General features: G+C 57.8%; 19 protein-coding genes. 7 read left to right on the top strand and 12 right to left on the bottom strand.

Features of this window, described 5'->3' with window-relative positions; genetic code table 11:
• Positions 1–93: 93 nt before the first annotated feature.
• From BN873_RS17425 to BN873_RS17410, 4 genes are read left to right on the top strand one after another with little or no spacing between them, the layout of a single operon-like run.
• Entirely contained in the window at positions 94–1353 is a 1260-nt protein-coding gene (locus BN873_RS17425; protein ID WP_374727175.1) for a nitrous oxide reductase family maturation protein NosD, read from the top strand.
• A complete protein-coding gene (locus tag BN873_RS17420; RefSeq protein ID WP_242434464.1) occupies positions 1334–2251 on the top strand; it encodes an ABC transporter ATP-binding protein in 918 nt (305 codons plus the stop codon). The genes BN873_RS17425 and BN873_RS17420 overlap by 20 nt, the downstream gene beginning before the upstream one ends.
• 14 nt (positions 2252–2265) lie before the next feature.
• Positions 2266–3078 carry an ABC transporter permease gene (locus BN873_RS17415; RefSeq protein ID WP_048676809.1) on the top strand — a complete coding sequence of 271 codons (813 nt, stop codon included), beginning with the start codon at positions 2266–2268 and terminating at the stop codon, positions 3076–3078.
• Positions 3075–3617, top strand: a complete 543-nt coding sequence (locus BN873_RS17410) for a nitrous oxide reductase accessory protein NosL (RefSeq protein WP_053085440.1) — start codon at positions 3075–3077, stop codon at positions 3615–3617. The genes BN873_RS17415 and BN873_RS17410 overlap by 4 nt, the downstream gene beginning before the upstream one ends.
• Positions 3618–4131: 514 nt before the next feature.
• Here BN873_RS17410 and BN873_RS17405 read toward each other — a convergent pair.
• The 6 genes from BN873_RS17405 to BN873_RS17380 form a co-directional block, all read right to left on the bottom strand.
• Positions 4132–5964 (bottom strand): nitric oxide reductase activation protein NorD, encoded by a 1833-nt coding sequence (locus BN873_RS17405; RefSeq protein WP_048676710.1) that lies wholly within the window; start codon positions 5962–5964, stop codon positions 4132–4134.
• Positions 5965–6095: 131 nt separating this feature from the next.
• Positions 6096–6338 (bottom strand): dickkopf-related protein, encoded by a 243-nt coding sequence (locus BN873_RS17400; protein WP_048676708.1) that lies wholly within the window; start codon positions 6336–6338, stop codon positions 6096–6098.
• A gap of 88 nt (positions 6339–6426) precedes the next feature.
• Entirely contained in the window at positions 6427–7389 is a 963-nt protein-coding gene (locus tag BN873_RS17395) for a 4Fe-4S binding protein (protein WP_053085439.1), read from the bottom strand.
• A gap of 9 nt (positions 7390–7398) precedes the next feature.
• On the bottom strand, positions 7399–8208 hold the full coding sequence (locus tag BN873_RS17390) for a CbbQ/NirQ/NorQ/GpvN family protein (RefSeq protein WP_048676706.1): 810 nt from the start codon (positions 8206–8208) through the stop codon (positions 7399–7401).
• 78 nt (positions 8209–8286) lie between these two features.
• Positions 8287–9714 (bottom strand): cbb3-type cytochrome c oxidase subunit I, encoded by a 1428-nt coding sequence (locus BN873_RS17385; protein WP_048676802.1) that lies wholly within the window; start codon positions 9712–9714, stop codon positions 8287–8289.
• Between the two features lie 40 nt (positions 9715–9754).
• Positions 9755–10180: a c-type cytochrome gene (locus tag BN873_RS17380; protein ID WP_048676704.1), complete on the bottom strand. Its 426-nt coding sequence runs from the start codon at positions 10178–10180 to the stop codon at positions 9755–9757.
• Positions 10181–10364: 184 nt separating this feature from the next.
• On the opposite strand from BN873_RS17380, the gene BN873_RS17375 reads away from it, so the two are divergent.
• The 3 genes from BN873_RS17375 to BN873_RS17365 are packed head-to-tail and all read left to right on the top strand — an operon-like array spanning position 10365 to position 12339.
• Complete coding sequence (locus BN873_RS17375) at positions 10365–10814, top strand: hemerythrin domain-containing protein (protein ID WP_242434463.1); 450 nt, start codon at positions 10365–10367, stop codon at positions 10812–10814.
• Positions 10811–11038, top strand: a complete 228-nt coding sequence (locus BN873_RS17370) for a DUF2249 domain-containing protein (RefSeq protein WP_048676701.1) — start codon at positions 10811–10813, stop codon at positions 11036–11038. The genes BN873_RS17375 and BN873_RS17370 overlap by 4 nt, the downstream gene beginning before the upstream one ends.
• The gene (locus BN873_RS17365; RefSeq protein WP_048676699.1) at positions 11035–12339 is read left to right on the top strand and encodes a hypothetical protein; all 1305 of its coding nucleotides are present in this window, start codon (positions 11035–11037) and stop codon (positions 12337–12339) included. The genes BN873_RS17370 and BN873_RS17365 overlap by 4 nt, the downstream gene beginning before the upstream one ends.
• Positions 12340–12367: 28 nt before the next feature.
• Here BN873_RS17365 and BN873_RS17360 read toward each other — a convergent pair whose 3' ends face one another.
• The 6 genes from BN873_RS17360 to BN873_RS17335 form a co-directional block, all read right to left on the bottom strand.
• Positions 12368–13150, bottom strand: a complete 783-nt coding sequence (locus BN873_RS17360; RefSeq protein ID WP_048676697.1) for a sulfite exporter TauE/SafE family protein — start codon at positions 13148–13150, stop codon at positions 12368–12370.
• A 55-nt stretch (positions 13151–13205) separates the two neighbouring features.
• On the bottom strand, positions 13206–14483 hold the full coding sequence (locus BN873_RS17355) for a sodium ion-translocating decarboxylase subunit beta (RefSeq protein ID WP_048676695.1): 1278 nt from the start codon (positions 14481–14483) through the stop codon (positions 13206–13208).
• Between the two features lie 16 nt (positions 14484–14499).
• The gene (locus BN873_RS17350) at positions 14500–14904 is read right to left on the bottom strand and encodes a biotin/lipoyl-containing protein (RefSeq protein ID WP_048676693.1); all 405 of its coding nucleotides are present in this window, start codon (positions 14902–14904) and stop codon (positions 14500–14502) included.
• A gap of 54 nt (positions 14905–14958) precedes the next feature.
• Positions 14959–15309 (bottom strand): hypothetical protein, encoded by a 351-nt coding sequence (locus BN873_RS17345; protein ID WP_048676691.1) that lies wholly within the window; start codon positions 15307–15309, stop codon positions 14959–14961.
• Between the two features lie 36 nt (positions 15310–15345).
• Positions 15346–16905, bottom strand: a complete 1560-nt coding sequence (locus BN873_RS17340) for an acyl-CoA carboxylase subunit beta (protein ID WP_048676801.1) — start codon at positions 16903–16905, stop codon at positions 15346–15348.
• 436 nt (positions 16906–17341) lie between these two features.
• A complete protein-coding gene (locus BN873_RS17335) occupies positions 17342–18322 on the bottom strand; it encodes an ACP S-malonyltransferase (RefSeq protein ID WP_139031770.1) in 981 nt (326 codons plus the stop codon).
• Between the last annotated feature and the right edge of the window lie 121 nt (positions 18323–18443).

Here is an 18443-nt window from a genome sequence, read left to right as displayed (position 1 = left end):
TTTTTCGTTGACAGCCTGCGTCCGGTTATTGATTCAAAAAATGATTTTCCTGACTCGCAATCGGATGGAAGATCGGCGTTTCGGGGCAGGGTGATCGGATTACCGGGCCTGTTAGCTATCGCCTTGTTTTTGGCAACGCTCTACGCTGCCGCAGCGGAATGGACCGTTCATCCCGGTGAATCGATCAGCGCCGCCGTGCAAGCGGCGGCGGCGGGCGATACGGTGCAGGTCGAGCGCGGCGCTTATATCGACCATGTGCTCATCGACAAACCGCTGCGGCTGCAAGGCGTCAACCGCCCCACCCTCAGCGGCGACAATCAGGGCGATGTCATCCGCATCAAGTCGCCCGATGTGGTGACTGACGGCTTCATCATCCGCGATAGCGGGGACAATCTCACCGAGCAGAACGCCGGGATTTATGTCGAACCGGGATCGCATCGGGCCATCATTCGCAACAACGATTTCGCTTATACCCTGTTTGGGCTGTGGCTGGAAAAGGCCAACGATTTGGAAATCACCAATAATCTGATTACCGGCAAGCGTGATTTAGCCTCAGCCCAGCGCGGTAACGGCATTCAACTTTACAACTGTTATCGGGCCAAGATTATTGGCAACAACGTCAGTTTTGTCCGCGATGGCATTTATGTAGACGTGTCGTTTAATTCGCTGTTTCGTGCTAACAAAATGCATCACGTTCGCTATGGCACCCACTACATGAACTCCCACGATAATATCTGGGAGGACAACGACACCTATAAAAATCGTGGTGGATTGGCGCTAATGGAAGTGCGGCGGCAAATCGTCCGCAATAACCGCGCCTGGGACAATTCCGACCACGGTATCATGTTGCGCACCATTCAGGATTCAGTGGTGGAAAACAACATCGTAGTCGGCAACAGCAAAGGTTTTTTTATCTACGACGCCGAATACAACACCCTAAAAAATAATCTGGTGATGGGCAATCGCATTGGTGTCCATTTATGGGCTGGTTCCATTCATAACGACGTGGACAGCAATGATTTCATCCACAACCGTGACCAGATTCGCTATGTCGCCACCCGCAGCGAGGAATGGGGCAAGGAGCGCGGCAATTACTGGAGCAATTACGTCGGCTGGGACGCCAACGGCGACGGCGTGGGCGATACCCGGTATGAAGCCAACGATGTGGTGGATCGGCTGAACTGGAAATACCCGCTGGTCAAGCTGCTGCTGAACAGCCCGGCGGTGCAGAGCTTGCGACTGATTGCCCGCCAATTCCCGCTGTTGCGCGGACCCAGCGTGGTGGACAAGCACCCGCGAATCCACCCTTTTCGGCCCAACTGGAGCGATTGGCTTGGCATACAACGCGATTGAAATCCAGGGCGCGGTCAAACACTTCGGCCCGACTCGTGCGGTGGACGGGGTGGATTTGACGGTGCGCACCGGTGAACTGTTCGGCCTCATCGGCCATAACGGCGCAGGTAAAACCACCCTATTCAAAATGATGCTGGGCTTGTTACCGCCGACCCGGGGCGACATTCGCATCGACGGCCAGCCGGTGCGCGGCGACGCTTTCCGCGAGGTGCGCCGCCGCATCGGTTATCTGCCGGAAAGCCTGGCGTTGTACGACAACCTGTCCGGGCTGGAAATCATGCAGTTTTTCGCCCGGCTGAAAAACGCCGACCTCGCGTCCTGCCTGCCCTTGCTGGAGAAGGTCGGATTGGCCGATGCGGCGCGGCGACGGGTGCGCGGCTATTCCAAAGGAATGCGCCAGCGGCTCGGTTTCGCTCAAGCCCTGCTTGGCTCGCCGCGTCTGCTGTTTCTCGACGAACCGACCAACGGCCTCGACCCGCAAGGCATCCGTGAGTTCTACCAACTGCTGCGTGAGTTACGGGAACAGGGCGTGACCGCGCTGCTGTCTTCGCACATTCTGGCCGAAATTCAATTGCGGGTAGACCGGCTGGCCTTGATGAAAACCGGCAAGATGCAGGCGTTGGGCACGGTGGCGGAATTGCGCGAAGCGCTCAATCTGCCGCTGGATTTCCAACTGACGCTAGCGCCCGGCGCGGGTGAGTCATTGCAGCGGGCGCTGGCCGGGCAACCGGCAGCCAGCGTGCAGCTTGATAAGGATACGGCGCACGTCCGCTGTCCGCGTGAACACAAAATGGCGCTCTTGCACCTGCTGACAAATCTGGAGGATTCCGTTGTGGATTTGCAGATCCGGGAACCCTCGCTGGAAGATGTCTTTCTCGGCTACAGCGACGCCGCCTGATGAAAAAAATTGCTATCGAATTCAAACCAATCAGCGTGATCGCGGGCAAGGAATTCTGGGATCGCATCCGCAATCGCTGGGTGTTGGCGGTGGCGGTGATTTTTACCGTGTTCGCGCTGGTGATTGCCTATTTTGGCGCGGCCCAACAGGGCGCAGTCGGCTTTCGCGGCATGGATGTCACCATCGCCAGTCTGGTCAGCCTGGTGATTTATCTGGTGCCGCTGATTGCCCTGATTCTGGGCTATGACGCCATCGTCGGCGAGCGGGAGCGCGGCTCACTGGAACTGCTGCTGTCCTTGCCGATCACCCGCTTTGAACTGCTGATCGGCAAATTTCTGGGGCTGGCGGGCGCGTTGTCCTTTTCCACCCTGGCGGGCTTTGGCCTGGCCGGTGTGCTGCTGTCCTATCAACTCGGCGCGACCGCGCTCTATCACTACGCCGGCTTCATGCTGAGCGCCCTGTTGCTGGGGATGGCGTTTCTGAGCATCGCCATTCTGGTGTCGGTCATGGCCAGCGACCGGATGCGCGCCAGCGGGGTCGCTATCGGCCTGTGGTTTTTCCTGGTGCTGGTCTATGACCTGCTGCTGCTCGGTCTCCTCGTTCTGGCTGAAAAGCGCTTTAGCCTGAGCTTCTTTCCCGTTCTGCTCTACCTGAATCCAGCCGATATTTTCCGCATTCTCAATGTGTTCGGTTTCAAGGAAGTGCGGGATTTATATGGATTGGCGACCGTGCTGCCGGCGGCGCTGGCGAGTCCCTGGATGCTGGGCAGCGCGATGGTGTTGTGGATTGTCGCGCCACTCGGCGTAGCGGTGTGGAGGTTCAAATGAAGCGTGAAAGCCTCGCGTGGCGCCTGACTTGCCTGACTCACCGGTCGCTGTCTGTGGTGCTGATCAGCGGTATCCTGGGGCTGGCGGGTTGCGGTGAGGACATCAAACCCAACGCACAGGAAATCACCGCAGGGACTTTTTGCTCACTGGATGGAATGCTGTTGCAGGATTATCCGGGGCCAAAGGCGCAGATTCATTACGATCAGGGTGAGCCGGATTTTTTCTGCGACACCATGGAAATGTTTGCGATCTACCTGGAGCCGGAACAAAAAAAACGGGTAGTAGCGCTCTACACGCAGGATATGGGTAAGGCCGACTGGACCAGGCCGCAAGGCTATTGGATCGATGCTAAAACCGCGTTCTATGTGACGGGAAGCCGACGCGCCGGTTCGATGGGGCCAACGTTGGGATCATTTGCCAGAGAAGAAGATGCCAGGGAATTCATCAAGCAGTACGGTGGTCAAATGTTACGTTTTGATCAAGTACGACCTGAAACAGTGACACTTGATGGTGGCGTTCTGCATGACGAACGGATGTAACAATAGAAAATATTGACCTACTAAAACGCAAAGTTATTAAAATGTTTCAAAATGAATAGCATTAAAGCTCGCTTCGTTTCATTCTGAAACAATTACTGCTTTAGTTACACGGTTTTTACCAGAAAAAATACCCCCATAAAAATTTATAGCATGATTTTAATAAGGTTTTATAAAACTTAGACTTATCCACTCCATTGGCATGATTTTCGCTCAGTCTATAGTGCCGGGATAGGCATCAGACGACGGGGTGAGGTAAAGGGAGAATGGAAACGGATAGCCTCACCTGTTCCTTTCAATAGGCTCGGTGTGCTTATGGCAATAATCGGATAGCGATATCCCTCCAAGAGCCTATCACGGCACTACAAGGATGTATTTACGATAGCGAAACGGGGTATGAAAATTATGGGTTTGGTAATGACCGACCGTACCAAGAGACCTTAAAATTTAATCTCTTGGGACGGCCGGTTTCGCTTTATGGGGGCTAAAAAAGCTGGCCAAAATCTACCAGCCTGGCTTAAACGGTCAGGCGGTTATACAGCCGCACCAACTGACGCGGTAAATCTTCGGGATGGCGGATCAACACGAAGCCATCTTTACCAAACAAATACGGCAGATAATCGTCGGCCTCCTGATCAATGGTCACGCAAAATGGATGCAGCCCCTTGCGGCGGGCTTCCAACAATGCCATTCGCGTATCCTCGATCCCATAACGCCCCTCGTAATGATCCAGGTCGTTCGGTTTACCGTCGGTGAGTAGCAACAACAGGCGACGGCTGGCGATTTGTTGCCCCAGCAGGGCCGTCGCATGGCGCACAGCGGCACCCATGCGGGTGTAATAGCCCGGCTTGATGGCGTTGATGCGGCCGCGAATCGAAGAGGTGTAGCGTTCCCCGAAGGTCTTGATGCGATGCAAGCGCACATGCTGGCGCTTACGCGAAGAAAAACCGTATAAAGCAAAGCGGTCGCCGGTGACGGCCAGCGCTTCGGCAAACAGAAACAAGCTGTCGCGGATCACCTCAATGACCCGGCCCTTGTTGTTGACCCAGGCATCGGTAGACATCGACAAATCGGCCAGCAGCAGACAAGCCAGGTCGCGTTCCTGGCGGGCCAGTTGCCGATAGCAGCCCTGTTCGTGCTGCTGGCCATGACCCGCGCAATCGGCGGCATGGCGGACGCAGGCATCCAAGTCCAATTCCTCACCATCCGGTTGCGCGCGTCGCCAGCCGCGACTGGGGCGTAAAATTTCAAATTGCCGCCGTAACCGGCGCGCGTCGCGGTGCAAACTCAGCGGTAGCTCACACGGCGCGGCATGGCGAGCCAACATTTCCTGTACGCAACAGTAATCCGCCAGCAAGGTCTGTTTACGGTAATCCCATTCCGGCCATTGAATGCCTGGCCCTAACGGTAAATCGTCGTGGCTGGCGGAGGGCAAATCGAGATCGAAGCGCACCCGTGAAGCGGTGGTGGAACTGTCCTGGGTGATGCTTAAAACGTCCATTTCATCCGCCGTTCGGGCTGCATCCGCTGCCGGGTCGTCATCGGTCGGGCGATTGACCCGCACGTATTCGGCCCAGGACAACAGGCTTTCCGAGCGAAACGGCGACAGAAAGCTGTTTTGCCGTTCCGGTAGCGTGCTGCGTTCGGCGCGACGACGCTGGCGGTCGCGTTCGGCCGGCGCACCAGCCCCGGCGTGCGCCTCGCTGTCCCGACGCGGCGTTTGTCCGGGGGCCACAGTGGGAACTGGATAGAGCCAGAGCGGCACCGGTGGCGGCGGACGCCGGGCGGTGGGCATTTCCAGTACGCTGCCCGGTTTATGCAGGGCCTGGCGCAACAGGTTTTCCTGCGCGGCTTCGTCCGCTGGCAGCCGTTCAGGCACCATCCGCAACGCCAGCGCGGCAGCGACTAACCGCCGGTAGCGGACTTGCAGGCCGGGATAGTCTGCTAAAACGATCAGCGTTCCCTGCTGGTTCTGTTGCCACCAGGGCGCATCAGGATCAAGCTCGTCGTGAGTGGCCGCCAGGGCGATCAGCCAGAAATAGAGATCACGATTCAATTCACGCGACGGGAAAAGCGCGATTCTGGCGGGCAACTGCAAGGTTTCTGCGTCACGGCTGGCAAAATCGGCTTTTTCGCCTGATCCGGCGATCCGCGCCAGCCAGCCACGCCGTGCGCCATGCCGCCGGGCGGTGGTTGCCGCCACTCGCAAGCCAGGATCGCCGCCAAAGGCGCGAAACAGCAGGCCAGCGGTTTTCTCGATGTCGGCCAGGGCAACCGCCGCATCGGCATACTGCTGTTGCGCGGCGCGGGTGATGAAGCGGTGCCACAGTGCGCCGACGTGCTCTTCCAAGTGAATCGGCCCCTGGCAGGGCTGGCCGCAATGCAGTCAGCATGATGGATCACGGACGCCGGGGCTGAAAACCCCGGCGTCCCGTTGAGCAGGCAAAGCGTGCTCGATCTTAAAAACTCAAAAGCCCGCTGTTACTTGCAAATGCCGGCCTCCTTGCCAGTGGGAATATCGCATTTCTTGGAAACGCACACGACATCGCGCTTGCACGGCGCGCCCGCCGCCTGGGGCGGCTTGCAGACCGGCGGGGTCAAAGCCAATATGCACACCTCGCCATTTTTGCAATCCTTATCTTCTTTGCATTGATCTTCTGCGAAAGAGACTTGCGCCAGGGACACCGACAAAATCATGGCTGGGAATAAAAGTTTCTTGAACATGTTGTAAGTCCTTCTGGATGGTAAAGAGAGCAATGGCCTCATCGGATTTCAGCAAACCAGCAGAGGCGTACATCCAAAGCAATCTGATTCACAGGGGGATTGCCCTGGATTTCTGAGCGGCGGATTCACTCGCCAGCAAACCTTGTGAGCCATCCGCCTGTAACGCTTTCTGACCGTCGATCCAGGTGAGCAGGCTACCGTTTGGATTGTTACGCTGCACGCTGTGACAGGCGTCGATGCACTGGCCGCATTGGGTACAGGCGAACATCAGCCGCTTGATGGTGCGTGGCTTGAGGCGCATCGGGCAGACATGATCGCAAAACGACGGACAACTGGCGCAATCGCGGGCGCGTTCGCGTTGATAGCCCACCACCATCGCCCGACGATTGCTCATCCACGCCAGGCTTTGAAACATTCCCACCGCACAGGCATAGCGGCAGAACAAGTGCCGGGCCAAGGTGAATTCGGCAAAAAGTGCCGCCGTACCGACACCGATGAATAATCCTTGATTACGGGTCAACGTGCCATTGAACAAGTTGCCGTAGACCTCCGCTGGGGGAAGCAGATACGTCAGCAGCGCCACCGCCCACAGGAAGGCAAAGGCCAGAGCGAACGGTAGGCTTAACAGCCAATAGCGGCGGTCGGTGGGAGCCGGGGTACCGTCGGGATGCCAGGCTGGCCCCGGTTTTTTATCCCAAATGCTTTGCTTGCCGCTGGCTTTGCGCACCAATTGGTTGATGGTTTCCACCACCGAAAAATGCGGGCACAGCCAGCCACAATACAAACGCCCCCAGCGCCAAGCCACACCCAGCACTGTCGCGGCCACCAACAAGGCCGGCACGATGACCCGCAACAGAATATTGAGACTCATCTGGGCGTTATCAATTTTTCCGGCTAGATAGTCGTCCAGGCCTAGCGTCCACGGCTGCCCGAACACGATTAAATGGCCCGCGATCAGATCAAAGCGCAGCAGATCGAAAATCGGGGCGAATATGAACAAGATAAAGAATCCGCCCTGATAAAAAATCCGCTTGCGCTGAAAGGAGGTCATGAAGGTGTCTTATCCAACAAAGCTGGCGTTGACCACTTCGAGCAGCGCGGCGGCGGTCGGTTCGTCGTCGGTCAGCGCCTCCACCAGCGCCACGCGGCAGGCGGTGATTTGATCCATGCCGCCGTGAATCAGTTGGGCGGCATAAACCAGCAGGCGGGTGCTGGGTACCTCGTCCAGATCGTGGTCCTTCAAGGCGCGGAAGGAATGGGCGAGTTTGACCAGTTGGCTGGCAATAGCCGGATCGCAGCCGGTTTCGCCGATGACGATGGCCCGTTCCCGTTCCGGGCTGGGGAAATCGAAACGCAGCGCCAGAAAGCGTTGCCGGGTCGAAGGTTTCAGACTTTTTAGTAGGTTCTGATAGCCGGGGTTGTAAGACACCACCAGCATGAAAGCGGGTGGCGCCGCTAACAGTTCGCCAGTGCGCTCGATGGGCAATACCCGCCGGTCGTCAGCCAGGGGATGCAGCACCACGGTGGTATCCTTGCGCGCTTCCACCACCTCATCCAGATAGCAGATACCGCCCTCGCGCACCGCACGGGTCAGCGGCCCATCGCACCAGACCGTTGCGCCACCCTGCAATAAGTGCCGCCCGACCAGATCAGCAGCGGATAGATCATCGTGACAGGCCACGGTATGCAGCGGCAAACCCAGCTGCGCGGCCATGTGGGCGATGAAGCGGGTCTTGCCGCAGCCGGTCGGCCCCTTGATCAACAGCGGCAAGCGGTTACGCCAGGCCGCTTCGAAAATCGCGCACTCATCCCCGAATGGTTGGTAGTAAGGGACGGCAGCAGCGGCTGGGGATTTGGCAGAGCTTGGCATGGGTTTAGCGACCAAACAGCACCATCAAAAAAACCAGCGCCGCGAAGGAGAACCGCGACGCTGGGGCGTGGCCGCAAATCAAGTGGTGGCGGGTTGGCTGGCCACTGTGGCCGTCGGAGCCGGTTCGCTGACCTCGACCGTCTGCGGTTTGTCTTTGGCAAAGAAGCTATACAGATACACGCCCAGCCCGATCAGGAACACCAGCCCGGCCAGTTCGCGCAGCCAGTAAAAGATATGCAACTGATCCTGCACCTGCATAAACGATTGCGGATTTGGAATGATTCGTTGCAGCCAGGATTGCAGGATACCGGCGGCGGTCAAAAACAGCGTGATAAACACCATCGAAACCGTCATCAGCCAGAACGCCCACATTTCCAGCACCTGCGCCCGCTCCGGGTTCACCTCGCGGCCCCGCAGAATCGGCATGGCGTAAGAAATGATGGTCAGCACTACCATCACATACGCGCCATAAAAGGCCATGTGACCGTGCGCGGCGGTGATCTGGGTACCGTGGGTGTAGTAGTTGACCGGGGCCAGCGTGTGTAGAAAGCCCCACACACCGGCGCCGAGGAAAGCCATCACCGCCGTACCCAGCGCCCACAGCGTCGCAGCCTTGTTGGGATGCTGGCGGCGGCGACGGTTGACCATGTTGAAGCAGAACACCACCATCGCAAAGAACGGCAACGGTTCCAATGCCGAGAAGAAGCCGCCCCACCATTGCCAATAGCCTGGCGCACCGATCCAGTAATAATGGTGGCCGGTGCCGACCAGCCCGGTCACCAGCGCCAGGGTGATGATGACGTACAGCCATTTCTCGATCACTTCCCGATCCACGCCGGTAATCTTGATCAGCACGAAACCGAGAATCGCGCCCATGATGAGTTCCCACACGCCCTCAACCCACAGATGCACCACCCACCACCAGAAATACTTGTCTTTCACCAGGTTGGACGGGTTGTAGAACGCAAACAGGAAGAACCCCGCCAGACCGATCAGACCGGTCAACAGGATGATGGTGATGGCGGTCTTACGGCCTTTAAGAATCGTCATGCCGATGTTGTACAGAAACGCCAGCGCCACCACGACAATGCCGAGCTTGGTGGGTAAGGGTTGCTCCAGAAACTCGCGGCCCATCGTCGCCAGCAGGTTATTGCCGGTCATCTCGGCCAGCGACGCATACGGCACGGAGAGATAACCAACGATGGTCAGCGCCCCGGCGATCAGAAAAATCCAGAACATCAGATGCGCCAACAAAGGGCTGTGTAGCTCGGTTTCCGATTCTTCCGGCACCAGGTAATAGGCCGCGCCCATGAAGCCGAACAGCAACCAAACGATCAACAGGTTGGTGTGCACCATGCGGGCGATGTTGAACGGAATGGCCGGAAACATGAAATCGCCGATCACGTATTGCAGGCCCATGATCAGACCGAACAGAATCTGCCCCACGAACAAGCCAATCGCGGCGATGAAATAAGGCTTGGCCACCGCCTGGGATTTGTATTGCAATAATTGCATGATGATTTTTTCCTCTGTGGTGAGCCGAGGTTCAACCTTCGACGTTTGGCGGCCAGTTTTCGGTATTGATTTCTGAAGTCCATTTCAGAAACGCCACCAGATCGTCCAGTTGGGCGTCGGTGAAGTTGAATTGCGGCATCTGGCGACGGCCTGGCACCTTGGTCGGTTGGGCTTTGATCCAGACTTTGATGAAGGCATCGCCCCGGCGTTTGTAGACGTTGCCCAATTCCGGCGCGAAGTAAGCGCCCTCGCCCAGCAAGGTATGGCAGCCGATGCAATTGCGGGTTTCCCACAAATGCTTACCGCGCGCGACCTGTTCGGTCAGGTTGGCGGCGTTGGACCGTTGTGGGACTTTCCAGGTAGTGTGAAAAGTGAGCGCGAGAAACAGTAGCACCGAAAACAGCGTGCCGCCGTAGAAGATATTGCGCGCCATCGATTTGGTGAAAAATTGGCTCATGAGCACCTCGTGATCCGGCGATGATGCAAACCGCCCGCGCTCACCGCGAACGGGCGGAAACAGTCGCCATTCTCTGGAAAACGGAACTGTTCTTCCTTGATGAAGATCAAGGAACCGGGGTCTCGGAACTTACAAAATAGTTGCTAATTTTTTGAATTTTTTGCATTGAATGGGGGAAAACGTCGTGGCTATCGCTGAATTTCTCACAGCCGAACACCGTTGTTGCGATGAAAATTTTGCTGTTGTCGAAGAAGCGGCCCAGGCGGGTGATACCGCCCGCTGCCAGCGGGAGTTCCAACAGTTCCAGGCCGCGATGGAGTGGCATTTCCAAAAGGAAGAAGAAGAACTTTTCCCCACCTTCGAGCAGACCACCGGCAACACGATGGGGCCGACCCGGGTGATGCGGCTGGAACACCAGCAAATGCGGGAAGCCCTGGCCGAGATGCAGGGCGCGCTCGGCCAGGGCGATCTGGATGAGTTTCTGGGTCAGTCCGAGACGCTGCTGATCCTGATGCAGCAGCACAACATCAAGGAGGAGCAGATTCTCTACCCGATGTGTGATCGGTTTTTAGCGAGCAATGCGGCAGCGGTCATTGCGGCCATGCAAGCCGTGTCGGCCCATCCGCCCGCATGAGCGCACCGCCGGATCTGGTGGTGGACGGGCGGGGATTGGAACCGCCGGAGCCGATGGAATTGGTGTTGGCGGCACTGGATGGCTTGCAACCGGGCCAGCGCATCCGTTTCCTGATCCATCGCCAGCCTTACCCGCTCTACGATATTTTGCGCCGCTACCGCTACCAGTACGAAACCACGGCGCTGGCCGATGGCAACTTTGAAATTCTGATTTCCGGGCCATGATTCCCTCTGCCGGACTCTCCCTCGAACAAGCGCCGCCGTTTAGCGTACCGCTGCGCTTTTTCCTGACCGCGCCCTGGTTTTTGGTGTTGGCGGCGCTGTTGATGCTGTGGCAGGGACCGGGCATTTTCGCCAGCCGCTGGCTGCCCGCCACCTTGGCGCTGACCCATCTGCTGACCCTCGGTTTTATGGCCCAGGTGATGCTGGGCGCTTTGATGCAGATGCTGCCGGTGGTGGTCGGCGTGGTGGTGCCGCGCCCGCGACTGATCGCGGCGTTGATTCACATTCTGCTGACCTTGGGGACGTTGGCGCTGGCGCTCGCGTTTTTAGCCAGCAGCCCCTTTGGCTTCCAAATCGCGTTCGGTTTGTTAGGCGTGGCGTTCGGCGTGGCGTTGCTCGCTATCCACGTCGCGCTGTGGCGGGCGCCGGTCGCCAACGGCACCGTCATCGCCATGCGTTGGGCGTTGCTGGCGTTACTGGTGACAGTCAGTTTGGGGTTGTTGTTGGCGGGTTTTTTTGGTTGGGGTTGGCGTGTATCGGTGGTGATCGCAACCGATTTGCACGCTGTCTGGGGCTTGATCGGTTGGGTGGTGTTGCTGGTGGCGGGCGTGGCCTATCAGGTGGTGCCCATGTTCCAGATCACCCCGCCGTATCCGCCGCAGTTCGTCCGGGGTTTTGCCGCATTGGTAGGCGGGGGGCTGGCGCTGTGGTCGGTCTGTAGGGTGGAGCAATGGTCGACAGCGATGAGGGTAACTGGTACGGTGCTAGCCGTTGGCTTGGCGGTCTTTGCCGCAACGACCGGGCGCTTATTGGGGCAGCGCCGCCGCAAAATCGGCGATCCCACCTTGAGTTACTGGCGAGTCAGCATGGCGAGTTTAGCGGTGACGGCGCTGTTATGGCTGTCATCGCGGCTGATTCCGACCTGGGCGCAAGCGCCGCAGACTGATCTCTTGTTGGGCATTCTGCTGATTTTTGGCTTTGCGGTCGCCGTCATCAACGGCATGTTGTGCAAGATCGTGCCGTTTCTGGCCTGGTTTCATTTGCAGGCACAGCTTTTGGGGCGGGCCAGGATTCCCAACATGAAACACCTGTTGCCGGACGCAGCGATTCGGCGGCAGGGCTGGGCTTATCTGGCCGCATTCCTGTTGCTGCTGGCGGCCGCCGTTGATCCGGCGATTTTTACTTATCCCGCCGCGCTGGCTTTAGGGGTGACCGGCGCCTGGCTGGGCGTCAATCTGGCGGGTGTGGGGCAAATTTATCACCGCTTGTTGCAATCGTTGCCTGCCGAAGCAAAATCGGCTTGAGCAGATGCTCTTTCTCGCTGCCTTGTGTTCAGACTAGACCCGTCATCAGGCCGAAGCCGATCAACAGCATCATTCCCGCCACCACCCGTTGCACGGTGCGCAGCGTGATCTTTTTCAGCAGGCGCGTTCCAATCATCACCCCCGCAAACGCGCACAGCGTACCTACCGCGACCGGCAAAACCAGCTCCTGTGACCGGCTGAAGTGATCGGCCAGGAAGCCGCTGCCGTAGACCAGCAGCCGCGTAATATCGACGATGATCGCCAGCACAACGCCGGTTGCCACGAAGGCTTCTTTCGATAAACCCAGCTTGATCAGAAAGGCCGCGCGAAACGGGCCTTGATTGCCGGACAAGCCGCCGAAGAAACCCGATAACACCCCACCGAGCGGCAGATAACGCGCCGGAAATGCCAGAGCTTGAAAGCGTGGCCACAGTTCCAGCAAGGCGAAACCGATCATCAGCAGGCCCATGAGCATTTTGAGGACGGTGATTTCATGGCTGCTAGCGCCCCACTGATAAACCAGTAGCGGCGGCAACCGGTCGAAGCGGTCGAGCAGCAGCGCGCCGACCAGCGCCGCAACCGCCGCCGGTATCCCAAAACGGATGACGACGGTCCAGTCGGCCTGCTTCGCCAGCAGGGCGAATTTAAACAGATTGTTGGCAAAATGGACGATAGCGGTGGCGGCAACGGCCAGCGGCACCGGGAAAAACAGCACGAACACCGGTGTCAGCACCGTACCCAACCCGAACCCGGAAAACAAGGTGAGGGTCGATGCCAGTAGCGCTACGACCCCGATGATGAAGAGTTCCATGCGGGAAAGAGTCAGAAACCGGCAGGCCGCAATCCCGCAGCCCGCCGGGTTAAAACTAACCTTTTGGCAGGAGCAGCGCCACGTATACTGCCGCAAAAATCGCAGTGGTGATGACGCCGCTGATGTTGGCGCCCAGCGCGTGGGGCAGGACGATCACGCCCGGCGCTACCGACTTCTGCGCGACCTTGGCGGTCGTCGGTACGCAACTGACGCCAGCAATACCGATGACCGGGTTGTATTTCTTGCCCGACCAGTAATACAGCACATAGCCGCCCAGCAGTCCGCCGATACCGGAAATCAGCAGCGACAACATGCCCAGAATCAGCAGCTTCAACACCACCGGATTCAGGATGGTGCCTGCCTCGCACAGGATGCCTAACAACAATCCCAGGAAGAAGGTCGAACCATAGAGCACCGTGTTGGAGAACAGCTCATAGAAATTGGGTAAATCACTTTCACGGACGACCACACCCAGAAACAGCGAGAGAAGCAAGGGTGAAGCCACCGGGAACAGCAAGCTGAGCAACACACAGGCAATCACCGCAAACACCAGCTTTTCATTGGAGGTGATGGCGCGGGTTTTCTCCATTGGCATCGGCAGCGCCCGCAGATGTTCAGGCACCATCAGCTTGATGAGATAGGGATAACCCCCGTAAGCCAGGCCAAGATAGAGATAAGCCACCACCGTGATCGGTACGAACAGCGGTTTGGCCAGCATCAGCGAAGTAAACAGCACCATCGGGCCATCCGCGCCACCGATGATGGCAACCGATGCCGATTCTCCAGCATTCAATCCCATTGCCACCGCAATCGGATAGGTGAGCGCAGTACCCAGCTCGGCAAACAAAGCTATGATCATGCTTTGATAAGGCCGCGCCATCACAAAGCCCACATCTAGTAGCGTGCCGATACCCATGAACACAAAGCAGGCGATCAGGCCATTACTGAACATGAAGGTGTAGATCGGCTGGAGCCAGTCGATCTGCAAGATGTTCATTAGCGCATTAGTGTCCTGCGCCAGCGGCGCGACGTGTAGGGTGCCCGCCACTTGCGTGGGAATCGCCTGACCGGCGGCCTTGAGCGCCTCGAAGGTCATGCCGCTGGCCGGGTCCATGTTGTAGAAGAACATCACGCCCGCATTCACGGTCGCCATGCCCAGGCCCATCGGGATCATCAACAGGGCTTCCAATACGCCCTTACGGCCCAGATAAAACAACAAAAATCCCAGAAGAATCAAAAACACGCGACCGAAAGCCAGTTTGGGATCGGCAGAGAACTCATGAACAAGCGTGTTGATTCCCTGGAACAGGTCAAGAAAGTTCAGGGATTGCATAGGGAATACTCCCGCGTTAGCCGATAGTCAGCAACACCTGTCCGGCATCCACGGGATCACCCGCTTTGACCGCGATGCTACTCACGGTGCCGCCGCGTTTGGCCATGACCGGTGTGACCATCTTCATGGCTTCCAGAGACACCAGCTTGTCACCTTCGTTGACGACCTGGCCAACGCTGACGTGGATTTCCTGCACCACGCCACCGAGCGGCGCGACTTCATCACCCGCACCGGCGGCGGCAGGCGCGGCAGGGGCGGAAATGGCGGCGGGCGTGGCGGGGGCTACCGGGGTGGCAATGGCGGCTGCTACATTCATACTGCCCGGTGTCGGATACAGGTTTTGGGAGTCATCGGTGGAAATATCCTCGACCGCCACGATGTACTGCTTGCCCTCGACAGTGATACGGAATTTCTTCTCCATGGTGTGTTTCTCTCGTCAAAAGGTGGAATGGATAGGGATGTCAATATTCAATATTCAATGGGGTCCGCGCGGCAGATGCGAGGTGTGATGGGCGGCCCGCGCTTCGGAGGTCCAGCCAAAACCGTGATGGGCCATCTCGATGCGAACGATGCGGTGTGCGCCCATCATCATGGCCACAGCGGCGCTGATGGCAGCGATATGCTCTTGCGGGATGCCGACGACCGCCGGTCTTGCCCCGACAGTGGCCGGTTTGGCGGGGGCTTTGGCTTCGGCCTCGCCCGCTCGCCGCGACAGCACGATCACGATGCCGCGAATGATGGTGGCTACCAGCATCGAGATCACAATCACGATGCCGTAGATGATGAACATGTCGCCGATGGCGTCCCAAGTGGTGTAAGTCTTCATACGTGCAGTTCCGTTGGGTTGAAGGTCGCGCAGCGCTTACAGCGGGATACAGCCATGCTTCTTGGCCGGGCGCAATTCGCGCTTGTTCAGCAGCTTGCGCAATTCCAGGGCAATAGTGGCGCGGGTATCGGCGGGTTCGATCACGTCGGTGATGTAGCCGCGTGAGGCGGACATGTAGGGCGAGGCGAACTTGGTGCGGTATTCCTCCACCAATTCCTTGGTCTTGGCCTTGCGTTCCTTGGCGTCCTTGATGTCTTTCAGTTCACTGCGATACAGAATACCGACCGCCCCTTCCGCGCCCATCACCGCAATTTCCGCAGTCGGCCAGGCGTAAACCGCATCCGCGCCCATTTCTTGCGCACACATGGCGAGATACGAACCGCCGTAAGCCTTGCGCAAGATGATAGTGATTTTCGGCACCGTAGCGGATGCGTAGGTATACAGCATCTTCGCGCCGTGGCGGATGATGCCGCCGCGTTCCTGCTCGATGCCGGGCAGAAAGCCGGGCACATCCACCAGCGTCACGATGGGAATGTTAAAAGCATTGCAGAAGCGGATGAAACGGGAGCCTTTATCGGAGGCGTCAATATCCATCGCTCCGGCTCGCACCAGCGATTGATTGGCCAGTATCCCCACTACAATGCCTTGAATCCGGGCGAAGCCGACCACGATATTGCCCGCCCAACTGGCGTGGACTTCCAGGAAGTGACCGCCATCGACCAGCCGGTGAATGATCTGCTTGACATCCATCGGCTCGGCCGAGGTTTCTGGAATCAGCTCATTGATGCCTTCATCGGGCGACAGATCGAGATCGGGATAGGGCCGATGCGGCGGGTCTTCGGTGTTATTGGACGGCAGATAGCTCAACAGGGTCTTGGCGATCTGAATGGCGTGGCGGTCGTCTTCGGCGATGAAATGGACATTGCCGCTGACCGTAGCGTGCATCTCGGCGCTGCCGACTTCATCCAGACTGGTGGTGCGGCCCGTGACGGCCTTGATGACTTCCGGGCCGGTGATGAACATGTAAGCGTTGTGCCGGGTCATGATGATGTAGTCCATCAGCGCCGGTGAATACGACGCCCCGCCCGCGCACGGCCCGGCGATAATGGCGATTTGCGGCACCACGCCCGATAGCAGCACGTTGTTGTAGAACACCTCGCCGTAACCGGACAGCGCATCGACCGCTTCCTGAATGCGCGCGCCTGCGGAATCCTTGAAGGCAACGACCGGCGTCCCGGTCTTCAGCGCCATTTGCATGGATTGCACGATTTTCTTGGCGTGCATCTTGCCCAGCGTGCCGCCCATCACGGTGAAATCCTGACTGAAGGCAGCAACCTGACGACCGTCGACAAAACCGGTGCCGACGATCACGCCATCGGAGGGCAGTTCCTTATCCGCCAGGCCGAAATGTTTACCGGCGTGCTTGGCGTGGGTGGCGATTTCCTGGAAGGTGCCTTCCTGAAACAGCATCATCAGTCGCTCACGGGCGCCCAACAAGCCTTTTTCGTGGCGTTCCTTGATTTTGTCCTCACCGCCACCCGCCAAAACCTTGGCGCGACGTTCCCGTAGAATGTCCAGTTGCTTCTCGGAGAGCATAAACCTTACCTCTTGGCGTTCGTGTTGGATGGTAAATTGATAGTCACAAACCTTCTCTTCAGCCGGCATCGGGTCTATGGCCGATAATTTTTATTCTCTTCGAAGATACAGGATTGGCTTGGGGATAAATCTTGATCAGCACGTTGGGTTAAGGTTAGTCGAAATCTGGCCAAACGCGAGATTTCAACGACAACATACCAACGCACTCCATTAGTGAGAAACCATCGTTGCAGCGGGCTTGATCAGGCTAGCGATGACGTGGTTATGCGCGAGTCGTGCCGCTCTCCCTCCCCTTCTTGGGCCACCGACAAAGCTGATACGGTGGAAACCTGATCAGGAGTGGTGCGGATTAAATCGCAACGGCGGTGGGATCGCTTCATCGCCGCTTGGGTGAGAGCAAGCCGGGTGCGTTGGTTTTGCAATGCCCGATATCTAATCATCGCAGCACCTGCGCTGTTTCCCGTAGCGTTTGACTGTTGATGGCCGCGTGATAGTGAATGCTGTAATCGGAACCACGTTGCGCTTTCTTGATCATGCTTTCCAAATTGGGGCGCTTGTCGGCGGGCACCGGACCACTGCCCAAGCCACCGCCAAATTCGACGATGGCCGTCAGTTCGTTATGGAAAGCGGTTTCCAAATTGCCGATCCAATTGACCGGATGAAACAGTTGAAAGAACAGTCGAGTTTTGATGGCGGCAGGATCGGGGTCGTGAGCCACACCACTGTAATTGGAAAGAACGCGAACTGTGGGTTCAGCCATCGCGGCAGCATCCAGCACCGGGCGGAAGTGTAAGGCGGCGGCGATCATATAAAAGGTATGGAATGCCCCTTCCGTTTTGAGGCGAGTGGGCCGCTTCTTCGGAAAATGGCCGTGGGCGTCTTCGGTCAGCCGATCCAGGTCCTCTCCCCGGCCACCGACGACGGTTTGATCCGGCAGGTTACAGGCGGCAATCGCGCAGAAATGTTTTTCCGCCAGGTGTTTGACGTTATCGAGATGCAGCGGGAAGGCCAGCATTTCTCCCTCGCCGTAAGTGCCCATGCATTCACCGCGTTTTTGCACCAATCGCAGCGCGGTTTCAAAATCCAGTGCTCCCGCAGCCACTAAAGCGCAGTATTCGCCAAGACTATGACCTGCCGCTAAAATTGGCTTTACCCGATCATCGGTCAGCTCGCGGAAAACGGCCAGACAGACGAGCGAATGGGTCAACAGGGCTGGCTGGGTATGGCGGGTCAGTTTCAGGTCGTCTTCGGGGCCTTCCAGACAGAGCTTGAGCAGGTCATAGCCCACGATCTCATTAGCCTGCTGGTAAAGCCGTTGAGCCACCGGGAAATCCTGGATGAGGTCACCACCCATCCCCACATATTGAGAACCCTGCCCCGGAAAAACGAACATGATCTTCTGGTCTTGGCTCGACACGGCCTATGCCCCCTGAGAGTAATAGCAAACGTGCAAAGATACGGGCAAGTGAGCAACAAGGCAAGCCAACAAAGCGTCAATGAAATGTTTCATTCACCGGTTTGACGCCTCGGTTAGAGAA

This window comes from Candidatus Competibacter denitrificans Run_A_D11 (assembly GCF_001051235.1).
In the GTDB taxonomy this organism is placed as follows: domain Bacteria; phylum Pseudomonadota; class Gammaproteobacteria; order Competibacterales; family Competibacteraceae; genus Competibacter_A; species Competibacter_A denitrificans.
The sequence above is the reverse complement of the archived record's forward strand: the minus strand, read 5'-3'. Positions and strand labels throughout refer to the sequence as shown.

What these genes read in the sequence shown, in the direction of transcription:
- BN873_RS17410 (WP_053085440.1), top strand. Translation starts at nt 3,075, where the DNA reads ATGAAGCGTGAAAGCCTCGCGTGGCGCCTGACTTGCCTGACTCACCGG.
- BN873_RS17400 (WP_048676708.1), bottom strand. Translation starts at nt 6,338, where the DNA reads ATGTTCAAGAAACTTTTATTCCCAGCCATGATTTTGTCGGTGTCCCTG.
- BN873_RS17395 (WP_053085439.1), bottom strand. Translation starts at nt 7,389, where the DNA reads ATGACCTCCTTTCAGCGCAAGCGGATTTTTTATCAGGGCGGATTCTTT.
- BN873_RS17390 (WP_048676706.1), bottom strand. Translation starts at nt 8,208, where the DNA reads ATGCCAAGCTCTGCCAAATCCCCAGCCGCTGCTGCCGTCCCTTACTAC.
- BN873_RS17380 (WP_048676704.1), bottom strand. Translation starts at nt 10,180, where the DNA reads ATGAGCCAATTTTTCACCAAATCGATGGCGCGCAATATCTTCTACGGC.
- BN873_RS17370 (WP_048676701.1), top strand. Translation starts at nt 10,811, where the DNA reads ATGAGCGCACCGCCGGATCTGGTGGTGGACGGGCGGGGATTGGAACCG.
- BN873_RS17365 (WP_048676699.1), top strand. Translation starts at nt 11,035, where the DNA reads ATGATTCCCTCTGCCGGACTCTCCCTCGAACAAGCGCCGCCGTTTAGC.
- BN873_RS17360 (WP_048676697.1), bottom strand. Translation starts at nt 13,150, where the DNA reads ATGGAACTCTTCATCATCGGGGTCGTAGCGCTACTGGCATCGACCCTC.
- BN873_RS17355 (WP_048676695.1), bottom strand. Translation starts at nt 14,483, where the DNA reads ATGCAATCCCTGAACTTTCTTGACCTGTTCCAGGGAATCAACACGCTT.
- BN873_RS17350 (WP_048676693.1), bottom strand. Translation starts at nt 14,904, where the DNA reads ATGGAGAAGAAATTCCGTATCACTGTCGAGGGCAAGCAGTACATCGTG.
- BN873_RS17345 (WP_048676691.1), bottom strand. Translation starts at nt 15,309, where the DNA reads ATGAAGACTTACACCACTTGGGACGCCATCGGCGACATGTTCATCATC.
- BN873_RS17340 (WP_048676801.1), bottom strand. Translation starts at nt 16,905, where the DNA reads ATGCTCTCCGAGAAGCAACTGGACATTCTACGGGAACGTCGCGCCAAG.